Annotated in this window: 11 protein-coding genes; 5 read left to right on the top strand and 6 right to left on the bottom strand. The window is 64.9% G+C overall.

The features are described 5' to 3' along the window. Positions 1–73: 73 nt before the first annotated feature. The 6 genes from RTH74_RS17235 to RTH74_RS17210 all read right to left on the bottom strand — a co-directional run bounded on the left by RTH74_RS17235 (position 74) and on the right by RTH74_RS17210 (position 8,198). Positions 74–2,482 carry a 7TM diverse intracellular signaling domain-containing protein gene (locus RTH74_RS17235; RefSeq protein WP_316915448.1) on the bottom strand — a complete coding sequence of 803 codons (2,409 nt, stop codon included), beginning with the start codon at positions 2,480–2,482 and terminating at the stop codon, positions 74–76. A 91-nt stretch (positions 2,483–2,573) separates the two neighbouring features. Next, a complete protein-coding gene (locus RTH74_RS17230; protein ID WP_316915447.1) occupies positions 2,574–3,464 on the bottom strand; it encodes an ABC transporter substrate-binding protein in 891 nt (296 codons plus the stop codon). Next, a complete protein-coding gene (fhuB, locus tag RTH74_RS17225) occupies positions 3,461–5,437 on the bottom strand; it encodes a Fe(3+)-hydroxamate ABC transporter permease FhuB (RefSeq protein WP_316915446.1) in 1,977 nt (658 codons plus the stop codon). Before fhuB ends, RTH74_RS17230 begins: the two co-directional genes overlap by 4 nt. Positions 5,438–5,439: 2 nt before the next feature. Further along, a complete protein-coding gene (locus RTH74_RS17220; RefSeq protein ID WP_316915445.1) occupies positions 5,440–6,207 on the bottom strand; it encodes an ABC transporter ATP-binding protein in 768 nt (255 codons plus the stop codon). Next, positions 6,201–6,947, bottom strand: coding sequence for a siderophore ferric iron reductase (locus RTH74_RS17215; RefSeq protein ID WP_316915444.1), 747 nt, complete (start codon positions 6,945–6,947; stop codon positions 6,201–6,203). Before RTH74_RS17215 ends, RTH74_RS17220 begins: the two co-directional genes overlap by 7 nt. A gap of 90 nt (positions 6,948–7,037) precedes the next feature. Next, positions 7,038–8,198 carry an MFS transporter gene (locus tag RTH74_RS17210; RefSeq protein WP_316915443.1) on the bottom strand — a complete coding sequence of 387 codons (1,161 nt, stop codon included), beginning with the start codon at positions 8,196–8,198 and terminating at the stop codon, positions 7,038–7,040. Positions 8,199–8,341: 143 nt separating this feature from the next. Between RTH74_RS17210 and RTH74_RS17205 the strand changes: the two genes are divergently transcribed. The 5 genes from RTH74_RS17205 to RTH74_RS17185 all read left to right on the top strand — a co-directional run bounded on the left by RTH74_RS17205 (position 8,342) and on the right by RTH74_RS17185 (position 12,347). Next, positions 8,342–9,139, top strand: coding sequence for a hydroxymethylpyrimidine/phosphomethylpyrimidine kinase (locus RTH74_RS17205; protein WP_316915442.1), 798 nt, complete (start codon positions 8,342–8,344; stop codon positions 9,137–9,139). Continuing rightward, complete coding sequence (gene thiE / locus RTH74_RS17200; protein ID WP_316915441.1) at positions 9,136–9,759, top strand: thiamine phosphate synthase; 624 nt, start codon at positions 9,136–9,138, stop codon at positions 9,757–9,759. Before RTH74_RS17205 ends, thiE begins: the two co-directional genes overlap by 4 nt. 22 nt (positions 9,760–9,781) lie before the next feature. Beyond that, complete coding sequence (hemL, locus tag RTH74_RS17195) at positions 9,782–11,071, top strand: glutamate-1-semialdehyde 2,1-aminomutase (RefSeq protein WP_316915440.1); 1,290 nt, start codon at positions 9,782–9,784, stop codon at positions 11,069–11,071. Further along, positions 11,071–11,703 carry a DUF6962 family protein gene (locus RTH74_RS17190; protein WP_316915439.1) on the top strand — a complete coding sequence of 211 codons (633 nt, stop codon included), beginning with the start codon at positions 11,071–11,073 and terminating at the stop codon, positions 11,701–11,703. Before hemL ends, RTH74_RS17190 begins: the two co-directional genes overlap by 1 nt. Before the next feature lie 95 nt (positions 11,704–11,798). Next, complete coding sequence (locus RTH74_RS17185; RefSeq protein ID WP_036998232.1) at positions 11,799–12,347, top strand: tetratricopeptide repeat protein; 549 nt, start codon at positions 11,799–11,801, stop codon at positions 12,345–12,347. Positions 12,348–12,385: the final 38 nt, after the last annotated feature.

Raw genomic sequence — 12,385 nt, 5'->3', positions numbered from 1 at the left:
AGGATTCAGACCATGGCTAAAGGGACGATCCGGCCAAATCTGCGGCCTATCCCAAGAATGAGGCTGCGGGGTGTCAGAGCGGAGCGGCGCCACCGGAAACCGTGGCTGGACGGCACAGCACCCAGTCGTGCAGCAGCACACGCAGCTCCTCGAACTTCACCGGTTTGGCCAGGTAATCGCTCATCCCGGCGGCCAGGCAGCGTTCGCGGTCACCGCTGTGGCTATGGGCGGTGATCGCCAGCACCGGCAGTTCGGCGCACCCTGGCAGGGCACGCAGTGCGCGGCAAGTGGCGAAGCCATCCATCACCGGCATCTGGCAATCCAGCAGCACGGCATCGACGCTTTCACTGCACAGCAGCTCCAGCGCTTCGGCACCGTTATCGGCGGTGCGCACGCGGTAGCCCAGCTTGAGCAGCATGCCGCGGGTCACCAATTGGTTGATCGCATTGTCCTCGACGATCAGCACCGTGCACTGCTGCGCCTGGCGCTGCACCGTGCCGCTCTGCGCACGCGGCGGACGCACGATCGGCGCCGCCTGCTGCTGCGGCAACGTCAGCGGTACGTTGAGACGAAAACGGCTGCCGAATCCGGGCTGCGACTCATGGCTGAGGCTGCCGCCGAGCAGGTCGACCAGTTGCCGGCAGATCGCCAAGCCAATGCCCAGGCCGCCATATTTGCGGGTCATGGACCCGTCGAGCTGATGGAAGCGCTGATACAGATCGCCCTCATGAGCGAAGCCAATACCGCTGTCGCAGACCAGCACGCTCAGCGGCAGGTTGCCACCCACACTATCAGCACGGCCGACCTGCAGCGTCACACCGCCCTCGCTGGTGAACTTGATGGCATTGTCCAGCAGGTAGCCCAGTGCCTGAGCCAGCTTGGCGGCGTCACCCTCCAGGGTATCGGGCAGGTTGTCGTCCAGTTCCAGGGCGAAGGTCAGCCCCTTGTCCTCAGCGCGCGGCGCGTACTGGGCACGCAGGCCATCGAACAGTCCACGCAGGCTGAACGCCTCACGCCGCGGATAAAGTTTACCGGCCTGCAGTTCGGTGAGGGCGAGGATATCGTTGACCATGCGCATCATGTCGCGCGCGGAGGTCGCGGCGGTCTTCTGGTACTGCTCCAGCTCGATGTCCATCTTCACCGTCTGCATCAGTTCCAGCGAACCAATCACGCCATTCATCGGCGTACGCAGTTCGTGGGTGACGGTGGCGAGGAACTCGTCCTTGAAGCGGTTGCTATCGGCCAATTCTTGGTTCAATGCTTCGAGTTTGCGTCCGGCCTCCTGGAGGATGCGCGTGCGCTCTTCCTTCATCGCGTTGATGCGATCAGCCAGGGCCAGCGACAGCAGGCCCACTTCCAGAGCCGAGCCGATCTGGCTGGCGTACATGGTGAGAAAGACATTGGGCAGGTGCCCCAGCACCATCAACGTATTGACGATGCCGCCGACGAGGAAGGCCGTCCAGGCGAAGATGAAATAGCGCGCCACGCGCATGCCGCGCAGCCAGGCGAGGATGCCGGCGGCGAAGATCACCACGGTGAAAAGCAGGGCCAGGTAGGTGGCCAGGCGCAGCGCGGTCGCGTAACTGATGCACAACGCCAGGACCATCACCACGGCGCCGCAGGCCATCAGCAGCAACAACAGACGGTCGACCCAGGGACTGTGTTCCGAGGTATGCAGGAAGCTGCGCGCGAACTGGCAGCCGAACAGGGCGGCTGAGCCGATCATGAAGGGCGTGGCGGCGTTGGCCCACCAGGGGCTGTTGGGCCAGAAGTACTCGATGCCGGCACCGTTCACCGATATCTGGTAAAGGCCGAACGAGGCGATGTAGAGGATGTAATAGAGGTAACTGGGGTCGCGGACGCTGAGGAAGATGAACAGGTTGTAGACCAGCATCACCAGCAGTACGCCATAGATGATGCCGAGCACATAGATGCGCCCCGGCTGCTCCTCCAGATAGGCATTGGGTGCCCACAGGGTCAGCGGCGCCTGGATCGAGCCCTGGCTTTCCAGGCGCAGATAAATGCGCTTTTGCTGGTTTGGCTCGAGGTTCAACTCGAAGAGGTAGTTGTTCTGGCGGATCTGCCGACTATCGAAGGGCAAGGCGTCGCCAGTGCGTTGAGCCAACGCGAAGCCGCCCGCTTCATCCGGCAGATAAAGTTCCAGGTGATCGAGCGGTGGGTAGGCCAGTTCCAGCAGCCAGTTGCGCGCGCCCGGCGCCTGCTGTGGCAAGTAGTGCAAATCCAGCCGCAGCCAGAACACAGAACGCGAATAGCCGGCATTGAGCACAGGCTTGTCATGCAGGCGGAAGCTGCCTTGTACAGCCGGCGAGGCGATATCGTCGATGCTGGCATCGCCACGTACGTCTTCGAACACGTACATGCTCTGCCCCAGCGGCAGGGCGCGAGTCTGCTCGTCGAAGGTAACAGCGCCCACGAGCGAAGGAAGAACGATGCTCACGATGAGCAGGAGCAGCCGGTACATACAACTCCAGAACCCTGTCGAACGACGCCCAGGCCCCCATTAGCCCATCAGATGGCGCCGCCACGCACGGCAGACTTATATTCTAATCGCTCTACTCTAGGGGCTGTTGGGGCGCTTTTCCAGATTCAGACGGCAGTTTAAGCAGCGCCTCACCTATCGCCTCAGCCAGGTACTGCAGGGAAAACACCCCGCCGTAGGTCCAAGTCGAGGGCATCGCGGCGAAGCGCTGCTCGCGCACGAACGGCATGGCCTGCCATAGCGGTGAGGCGAACAACTGCGCCTCTTGGGGGAAGGGTTCGATATGCAGCACCACGCCCTGCTCGATCCTCCCCAGGGTGGTGATCGGCACCTGAGTGATGCCCCAGGGGCTCGGCGGCAGGTCCAGTGCCGGCTGCAGGCCGAGCAGCGCCAGCGCATGTTGCGGCATGGAGTTGGGGCCGTTGATGAAGGCGGCGGTCGGCGACGAGAAGCGAATCACCGTGACGGCCGGCAAGTGCTCTGCGTAATGGGCCTGCAGCCGCTCACGCCATTGCGCCAGCTCGGCATCCATCGCCTTTAGCCGCTGCTCGGCCAACGCCTCGCGCCCCAAGGAGCGCGCCAAGTCGAGAAACGCCTCGCGCTGCACCTGCTGATTGTCGTGCTGCTGGCTGAAGCCCTGATACACCTGTACCGGCGCGATACGTTCGAGCAACGGGCGAATGTCTTCCAGCACCGGTGGAATGACGATCAGCTCAGGCTGTAACTCGGCCAGCAACTCGAGGTTGGGCTCCAGGCGCGAACCGCTCGACGGCACGCCCTCAGGCAGCGTCGGCCTTACCACCCAGGCGCGGTAGTCACCGGCATCGGCCACGGTCAACGGCGTCACATCGAGCATCAGCAGATGCTCTGTGGCCTCCCAGCTCAGTGCAGCGACCCGTGGCGCATCACTCGCCCAGGCGGGCGTCAGCCACAGCAGCAGCAAGCCGAGCAACCAACGCTTCACGTCAACCTCCCACGGATCAACAAGAAGACGAAGTAACCGCCACACAGCACCGAGGCGACAATGCCCACCGGAATCTGCAGCGGGAAGATCAGGGTGCGGCCAACCCAGTCCGCCAGCAGCATCAGCACCGCGCCCAGCGAGGCCGCAACCAGCAGTTGCGGCAGTACCCGTCGCGCGCCGAGCATCACCGCGATATGTGGGGCCAAAAGCCCCAGAAACGCTACTGGCCCGAGCAGGCTGGTGACCAGCGCGCACAGCAGCGCCACCAGCACCAGCAACGCCAGACGCAAGCGCGGCACGTTCAGGCCACGGCTGGCGGCTACCCCGTCGCCGATGCCGATCAGCGTCAGGGCGCGCTGAAACAGCAGCGCCAGCGCGCCGAACAGCAGCACGCCCAGCGTCAGCCCCAAAGCCTGTGCCGGTGTGGCGCGATAGGTGGAGCCAGCCAGCCAACCGAGCAACGCGAACGAGTCGCCACTGCCCTTGGCCAGCACGAACTGCAGCGCCGCGTTGAGCAGCGCGCCCAGGGAAATCCCCAGCAGCGCCATCAGCGCTGGTGAGTAGCGATGACGCCGCCCCAGCAGCATCAACACCGCCAGCACCGCCAGACTGCCGACGAAGGCCGCCAGCGGCGCGACCGCGCCTAGCAGCGCACCACCGAAGACGATCAGCGCCAGCATCACCGCCAGCGTGGCCCCGGCGGATAGGCCGAGAATATCCGGGCTGGCCAGCGGGTTACGCAGCAGACGCTGCAGCAGCAGGCCGGAAATCGCCAGGCCGGCGCCGGCCGAAGCAGCCGTGAGCACACGCGGCCAGCGTAGCGACCAGACCAACGCCGACGGCCACTCCAAACGCCAGCCATCGATACCACGCGCCAGGCCGAGCGCCACGGTAAGCGCCAGCAGCGCAAAGACCGCCAACCACAGCGCACTGCGCCAACCGAAGTGCTCGGCGCCGCGCGGCAGTTGTAGGCCACGCGGATCTTCCGCAGCCAGGTGGCGGCGCGCCAACCACAACAGCACTGGCGCCCCGATCAATGCGGCGGCAGCACCACTGGGCACTAGTTGGCCACTAAGCCGATTGGCCAGCAGTGCCAGGGCGTCGGTGCCGAGCAGCAGCAATGCGCCAAGCAGCGCGCTGTAGAGAAGCTCGTCTCGCGCGGTGCGGGCGCCGAGCATCTTCGCCATGTTCGGTGTGAGCAGGCCGATGAAACCGATCAGGCCGACCGCCGTGATCGACACCGAGCACAACCACAGCGCCGCCAGAAACAGCACCAGCATCACCGGCCACAGCGCCAGGCCACGGCCCTGGGCAGCATCGCCGCCAAGCTGCAGCAGGCTCAACGGCCGCGGCGCCAGGATCAGCAGCGGCAGCGCCAGCAACAACTTGGGCCACAGCCACTGCACCCAGTGCCAGTCGATCTGCGCCAGATCACCCGCACCCCAGACGAACAACCCCTGGGTGTACTGGTTGTTGATCAGCACCAGCCCGGCAGCCAGGGCGCCGAGCAACAGGTTGATGGCCATGCCACCCAGCACCAGCGGCAGCCCGCCAATACCGCTGCGCCCGGCAATCAGCAGCACCAGGCCGACTGCCAGCAGCGCACCGAGCAGCGCCGCCCACTGCCCGTGATCGGCCGCGAAGGTCGGCACCAGCAAGGTGGCCAGCACCAGCCCGAGCCAGGCCCCGGACGAAACGCCGATAGTCATGGGCGACACCAGGCGATTTTGCGTGATCTGCTGCAGCAGGCTGCCGGACAGGCCCAGCGCAGCGCCCGTCAGCAGCGCCATGCTCAGCCTGGGTAGAGCCGACAGTTGTAGCTGCAGAAACTCGAAGCTGTGCTCGGCAGAAGCAAGCATCGCCCACAGTTCGAATGGAGCGAGATCGGCCGCCAGCCAAAGGTGCAGGAGTGCCAGCGGCAGCAGCGCGAGCAGTGTCAGAAGATGGCGTGACGGCGCCGAAACTGCAGCCATGCTCAGGCCACCACGGCAATCTTGCGGGCGCTGCCGGGCTGCTCGATCAGTTCGATGTCGATGTCGTAGAGCTGGCTGAGCAACGGCCCGCTGAGCAGCTCCTCTGGGCTGCCATCGAAGAAGATCCGTCCCTGCTTGAGGGCGATCACCCGATCAGCATGCCGCGCGGTGAGGTTGATGTCGTGGAGGATGGCGACGATGCCGCGTCCGCTGTCGCGATTGAGCTGGCGCAGCAGGCCCATCAGCTCGTACTGGTGCGCCAGGTCCAGCGCCGAGGTGGGCTCGTCGAGCAGCAACAGCGGCGACTGCTGGGCCAGCAGCATGGCGATCCAGGCACGTTGACGCTCGCCACCGGAGAGACTGTCAGCCAGGTGATCGGCGTAATGGGCGACATCGGTCTGGGCCAGCGCCTGATCGACCGCCGCATGGTCCTCGGCGCGCCAGCGACCGAGCAACCCGCGCCAGGGGAAGCGCCCCAGACGCACCAGCTCACGCACGGTCAGGCCGGCGACATCGGGCAGGTGCTGCGGCAGGAAGGCCACACGCTGGGCAAAGTCACGAGCGGAGAAACCGGCCAGGTCGCGCTCGTCGAGCTGCAGCGAGCCTCGGGTCGGATGCAACTGCCGCGCCAGCAGGTTCATCAGGGTCGACTTGCCCGAGCCGTTGTGGCCGAGGATCACGGTGAAACGATCACCTTCCAGGTGCAGTTCGTCCACTGCCAGGGTCACCCGCTCGCCGCGGCGTACTTCGATATCACGCAGATTCAGCATGCCTGAGCCAGCTCCTCACGCAGGCGCACCATGCGCTCATCACGATGCAATTTCGGGCAGGTGCTGCACAGCTCGCCGTCGCAACGCCGAAAATGCTGGCAACAGGCCTTGCGCTCCAGGGTCAGGCAGTCACGCCCATCCTCCAGGCGCACTTCCAGCAGGTCGCTACCACCGCGCAGCCCCAATGCCTCCAGCCAGCGTGCCGATAGCCCCCGCAGTTGCTGGTTATCCAGGCTCAGTTGACGCTGCACCAGCAGCAACGCTGCCAGCACAAAGTCGGCTGCCAGCCGCTGAGCCAGCTTGCCGTGGATGCTCTGTACCTGACAGAACTCGACATGCTGGCGACGCAGCAGGTCGGCCAGTTGGCTGCCAGCAAGGTTGATCAGCTCGTCCTCTGCAGCCCGTTGCGGGCAGTGATCGGAAAGACAGAAGCCCAGCACCACACCACTTTGAACATCCTGCCCAAGCGCCGACAGACAGGGCATACGCTGCGCCAGATGCACGCCGAGCAAGGTCAGGTAGATGGGTTGCCAGACCAGGTAGGTCCAGCTGCGCACCGTCCAGTAATGCGGCCCGGCTTCGGGGTGAGCCTGGCGCCAGTGCTGATAAAGCGTAGCGATACGCTGTGCGTTGCCATCGCTGCCGCAAACCAGCAGATCAGCCTCGGCATCACCGATACGGCCCTGCAGCCCAGGCAGACTGCGGGAGATCACGTCGAGCAAGTGGTGAAGGTCGTGCATCGCGGCGAACCCGGATGATGGAAGCAGTGCGAAAGGCGAATTTAATCACTGATACGCATCTGCATCAAATTATCATTCGCCACTCAAGACTCACGCAGTCTTGGGTTTTCGCACCAGCAACGGGAACAGCGCCGCAGTCAGCAGCAAGCCGACAGCACCGACCCAGAACGGCATGGCCTGCCCGTAGTGGCTGACCAGCAAACCTGCGCCATAGGCCGAACCCATATTGCCCAGGCACTGGAAGATGTTGATCTTGCTGAAGTCCACCGCGTAGTGCTCAGGCGAGCTGAGTTCGAACAGCAGGGCATCCAGGCGCACGGTGACCTGATACAGCGCCCAACCGAACAGCACTCGGCCGAGCAGGATCAGCCACTGATCGCCGAAACCCTGAATGAACGTGGCTGCCGCGCCCAACAGCAGACCGGCAAGAATGCCATCACGGGTGTTGCCTTGCTGGGTCGCGCGGCGCCCCCACCACAGCGCAATCACGGCCACGGCGCCGGGCAGCGCATAGACGAAGCCGGCCGCCATCTCGCTGTTCCAGTGCGCCACCTGCTGCCAATAGACGGCAAAGAACGGCCGGGTCACGTAACCGACGAAATAGAACAGCAGCATCACCAGACACAGGCGGTAGATCGCCGGCAGGCTGCGCGACTCGTTCTTCACCGGCGCCTCGTCGCTTGCCGGCTGCTCGCCTGGTGCCGGCAGGTAGCCACGCACCAGGTGCATGCAGATGGCCATCTGGATGAAGTCGCCAGCAGCCATTACCAGGAACACGTCGCCAATGTTCATGATCTGCAGGATCAGGCCGCCCAGCGCGGCACCGAGAATGGCGCCGAAGTGCACCACCACCGACAACGTGCCGATGGTCTGGGTGTGGTTGTCCTGCTGCTGCAGGCTCATCACGTAGGGGTACATCAGCAGGTAGCTGCCCTTGAACACCACCATCAGCAGCGACACCACCCAGAACAGCGGCAGCGAGTCGATGAAATAGCAGGCTGCGGTCAGGCTGCCGGCCATCAATTGCGCGCTGATCAGAATGCGCACCGGGTGCACGCGCTTGGCCAGGCGCGCCCAAAGCGGGAACACCGACATCACCACCAGACTGACCACCGCCAGATAAAGGCCGACATGCTGCTCCGGCGGGTTATCGAAACGCTCGGCGAAATACTGCGGATAAAAAGGGATGATCAGGTTATCGGTGATCACCGCCAGGGCGGTCATCATGATCAGGCAGGTACGCAGCGTCATTGGAGGCATTCGGGCAAGGCGGCAGGGGCGCGCATGATGCCATTTCCAGACCAGCTAATGCCAATACGCACGAGAATCAGAAAGGCTAGCAACTGGCATGGCGTGCAGCGACGTCAGGCCTGTTAGTGATAAGCTCGCGCACCATGAAAACGCCAAACTCCCGCCCCGTAGTGCTCTGTATGTCCGGTCACGACCCCAGTGGTGGTGCCGGCCTGCAGGCTGATATCGAAGCCCTGCTGGCTCAAGGCTGCCACGCCGCCCCGACGGTGACCGCCCTGACTGTGCAGGATACCGTCAACGTCTCTGACTTCCGTGTGCTCGACCGCGACTGGGTACTGGCCCAGGCCCGCGCAGTGATCGCCGACATGCCCGTGGCCGCCGTCAAGCTGGGCATGCTCGGCTCGGTAGAGATGGTCGAGAACGTGCTCGAAGTGATGAGCCAGCTGCCTGGCGTACCGCTGGTCTGCGACCCGGTGCTGCGCGCCGGCGGCGGTGGTTCGCTGGGCAAGGATGACGTGGGCTATGCCATGCGTGAACGCCTGTTCGCCGTGTCCACCATCGCCACGCCGAACCTGCCGGAAGCGCGCATCCTCGCCGAACTGCCGGAAGGCAGCGCCGACGAATGCGCCGAGAAACTGCTGCCCTTCATCGAGCATCTGCTGATCACCGGCGGCCACGGCGATGAGGCCGAAGTGCACAACCGCCTGTACAGCCGCGATGGAAGTCGCCACACCTTTACCTGCGCACGCCTGCCCGGCAGCTACCACGGCTCCGGCTGCACCCTGGCCAGCACCCTGGCCGGGCGCCTGGCCCTCGGCCAGGAACTGGTCAGCGCGGTGAAGAGCGCCCTCGATTACACCTGGTGCACCCTGCGTGACGCCGAGCAACCCGGTCACGGCCAGTACGTGCCACGCCGTCTGCCACTGGATTACGGCCAATGAGTCTGCGCGGCCTCTACGCCATCACCGATACCCCTCTGCTGGCGGGTGGCAAGCTGCTGCCCTACGCCGAAGCGGCGCTGGCTGGCGGCGCGCGCTTGCTGCAGTACCGCGACAAATCAGGCGATGCCATACGCCGCTTCGATGAAGCGCAAGCCCTGGCCGAACTCTGCCAACGCCACGGCGCCACGCTGATCATCAACGACGACCTGGAACTGGCTGCGCGCCTGGGCGTCGGCCTGCACCTGGGTCAGACCGATGGCTCGCTGGCCACCGCCCGCGCCCGTCTCGGTACGGATGCCGTAATTGGCGGTACCTGCCATGCCCAGCTGGAGCTGGCCGAGCGCGCCGTAGCCGAGGGCGCCAGCTATGTCGCCTTTGGCCGCTTCTTCAATTCCAACACCAAACCCGGCGCCCCGGCTGCCACCGTGGAGCTGCTGGATCAGGCCCGCGCGCGCTTTGCCCAGCCCATCGTCGCCATCGGCGGCGTGACCCTGGAAACCGCACCCGGCCTGATCGCCCGTGGCGCCAGCATGGTCGCCGTGATTCACGCGCTGTTCGCTGCCGACTCCGCCCTTGAGGTGGAAGACCGCGCCCACGCCTTTGCTGCGCTGTTCGACTGATTCGCTTCCAGAGAGACCTGCCATGTCCCGCTCCGAAATCCTCTTCGCCAACGCCCAGAAACACATCCCCGGCGGCGTCAACTCGCCGGTGCGCGCCTTCCGCAGCGTCGGCGGCACCCCGCTGTTCTTCAAGCATGCCGAAGGCGCTTACGTCGTGGACGAAGACGACAAGCGCTACGTCGACTATGTCGGTTCCTGGGGCCCGATGATCCTCGGCCACAGCCACCCGGACGTGCTCGACTCGGTGCGTCGTCAGCTCGAACACGGCCTGTCCTATGGCGCGCCGACCGCCCTGGAAACCGAAATGGCCGAGCTGGTTTGCGGCCTGGTGCCGTCGATTGAGATGGTGCGCATGGTCAGCTCCGGTACCGAGGCGACCATGAGTGCCATCCGCCTGGCCCGTGGTTACACCGGCCGCGACAGCATCATCAAGTTCGAGGGTTGCTACCACGGCCACTCCGACAGCCTGCTGGTCAAAGCCGGCTCCGGCGCCCTGACCCAGGGCGTGCCGAACTCCGCGGGCGTGCCGGCGGCCTTCGCCAAGCACACCCTGACCCTGCCGTTCAACGACATCGATGCCGTGGCCGAGTGCCTGGCGCAGGTCGGCAAAGAAGTGGCGTGCATCATCGTCGAGCCAGTGGCCGGCAACATGAACTGCGTGCCGCCGGCGCCAGGTTTTCTCGAAGGCCTGCGCGAGCAGTGCGACAAGCATGGCGTGGTGCTGATCTTCGACGAAGTGATGACCGGTTTCCGCGTCGCCCTCGGCGGTGCGCAAGCGCACTACGGTGTGAACCCGGACCTGACCACCTTCGGCAAGATCATCGGCGGCGGCATGCCAGTGGGCTGCTTCGGCGGCAAGCGCGCGATCATGGAATGCATCGCCCCGCTCGGCCCGGTCTACCAGGCCGGCACCCTGTCGGGTAACCCGCTGGCGATGGCTGCCGGCCTGACCACCCTCAAGCTGATCAGCCGTCCGGGCTTCCACAGCGAGCTGACCGACTACACCTCGCGCATGCTCGCCGGCCTGCAGGAACGCGCCGATGCTGCCGGCATTCCCTTCGTCACCACACAGGCCGGCGCCATGTTCGGTCTGTACTTCAGTGGCGCGGACGACATCGTCACCTTCGCCGACGTGATGGCCAGCGACAGCGCACGCTTCAACCGCTTCTTCCACCTGATGCTGGATGGCGGCGTGTACCTGGCGCCGAGCGCCTTCGAAGCGGGCTTCACCTCCATCGCCCATGGCGACAAGGAGCTGGACATCACCTTCGCCGCCGCAGAACGCGCCTTCGCCAAGCTGAAAAAAGCTTGATGCAGTACAGCACTGCCTTCAGCGATGCGTTGCTGGCACTGGCGTGCGCTGCCTGTGTCTGGCTGATCGGCCGGGCACGCGGGCGCTACGGTGAAGGCGATCAGCCGGCACTGTTCTGCGCGCTGCTCGGTTTTCTGCTGCCGGCTGCAGCGGCCAGCGTCGGCGTGATTCGCTACGGCTTCGACCCAAGCTGGCAGCCCGCACACCTGTGGCTCTCGCAGGCCAGCAGCTTTCTCGGCCTGCCCCTGCTCGGTGCCGCTGCATTGGCGCTAGGTCGCGGCTGGGCCTGGAGCAGACCGAACTGGGGGCGCATCCTGCTCGGGCTGTGCGCCTGCTTCGAGCTGTTCCGCCAACTTGGATATATGGAGGACTACCGCCTGGCGCTGAATCTGGCCACGCTGGTGCTGATCCTCTATGCCGGCGCAGTCCAATGGCCACGCCGCGCACCGGCAATCAGCGCAGCTGTGGTCGTGGGCCTGTTCCTGCTGGCCGGCGTAGCGGTCGGTACCGAGGGAGTGATCGGGCCGCTGCGCCGCATCGACCTGTTCCACGTGCTGCTGACACCGGCGTACCCACTGCTGGCCTGGCTACTGCTGAGCCTGCCGGGAAGTGCGAAGAAACAGGCTTTGTAACAACCGCCCGGTTTATTCCATAATGCGACGGTCGGCACGTTTTGCGCCGACCGGGCACGTCACCCGCCCTGAATTGCCGAGGTCCCGTTATCCAGATGAACCGCACCGGCCGCACCCTGTCCCTGGGCTGCCTGTTGCTTTTCCTCCCGCTGTTTGCGTTTGCAGGCGGCAATTCCCTGCTGATCCCCGCCAGCGGCAGCTGCACCCTGAACGCCTCCCCCGAAGAGATGCCCGACGCCCTGGCCAGCTGCCAGGAGATGGCGCGCGCCGGCAACATGCAGGCTGCCTATGAGCTGGGTGAGTACTACTACGACGGCAAACGCACCCCACGTGATCTCAAGCAGGCCCTGACCTGGTTCGAACGCGCCTCACTGCAAGGCCACGCCGAAGCACAGTTGCGCCTGGGCACCATGTTCTTCCGTGGCGAAGGCGTACCGGCCAACAACGTGCAGGCCTATATCGTGTTGAAGATGGCATCGGTCAACGGATCGGACGAAGCCATGGACAGCGCCGACCTGGTGTCGGCACAGATGCGTCGCGATGAACTGGAAATCGCCAGCCAGGTGCTGGGGCAGATCTTCCGTAGCTACCTGCTGGAGCTGCAGACCGCCGAAGGTCGATCGCCCTTCTCGCCGCTGCCTTAAAAACACTGGTGCGCGTGGCGCACCCTACGACTCTGAGC

Source organism: Pseudomonas sp. zfem001, from assembly GCF_032621725.1.
Taxonomy (GTDB): Bacteria; Pseudomonadota; Gammaproteobacteria; order Pseudomonadales; family Pseudomonadaceae; genus Aquipseudomonas; species Aquipseudomonas sediminis.
Note: the sequence above shows the minus strand (reverse complement) of the source record. Positions and strands in the feature narration are given on the sequence as shown.

Coding starts and splice junctions, on each gene's coding strand:
- hemL (WP_316915440.1), top strand. CDS start 9,782: ATGTCCCGCTCCGAAATCCTCTTCGCCAACGCCCAGAAACACATCCCC.
- RTH74_RS17235 (WP_316915448.1), bottom strand. CDS start 2,482: ATGTACCGGCTGCTCCTGCTCATCGTGAGCATCGTTCTTCCTTCGCTC.
- fhuB (WP_316915446.1), bottom strand. CDS start 5,437: ATGGCTGCAGTTTCGGCGCCGTCACGCCATCTTCTGACACTGCTCGCG.
- RTH74_RS17205 (WP_316915442.1), top strand. CDS start 8,342: ATGAAAACGCCAAACTCCCGCCCCGTAGTGCTCTGTATGTCCGGTCAC.
- RTH74_RS17215 (WP_316915444.1), bottom strand. CDS start 6,947: ATGCACGACCTTCACCACTTGCTCGACGTGATCTCCCGCAGTCTGCCT.
- RTH74_RS17185 (WP_036998232.1), top strand. CDS start 11,799: ATGAACCGCACCGGCCGCACCCTGTCCCTGGGCTGCCTGTTGCTTTTC.
- thiE (WP_316915441.1), top strand. CDS start 9,136: ATGAGTCTGCGCGGCCTCTACGCCATCACCGATACCCCTCTGCTGGCG.
- RTH74_RS17210 (WP_316915443.1), bottom strand. CDS start 8,198: ATGACGCTGCGTACCTGCCTGATCATGATGACCGCCCTGGCGGTGATC.
- RTH74_RS17190 (WP_316915439.1), top strand. CDS start 11,071: ATGCAGTACAGCACTGCCTTCAGCGATGCGTTGCTGGCACTGGCGTGC.
- RTH74_RS17220 (WP_316915445.1), bottom strand. CDS start 6,207: ATGCTGAATCTGCGTGATATCGAAGTACGCCGCGGCGAGCGGGTGACC.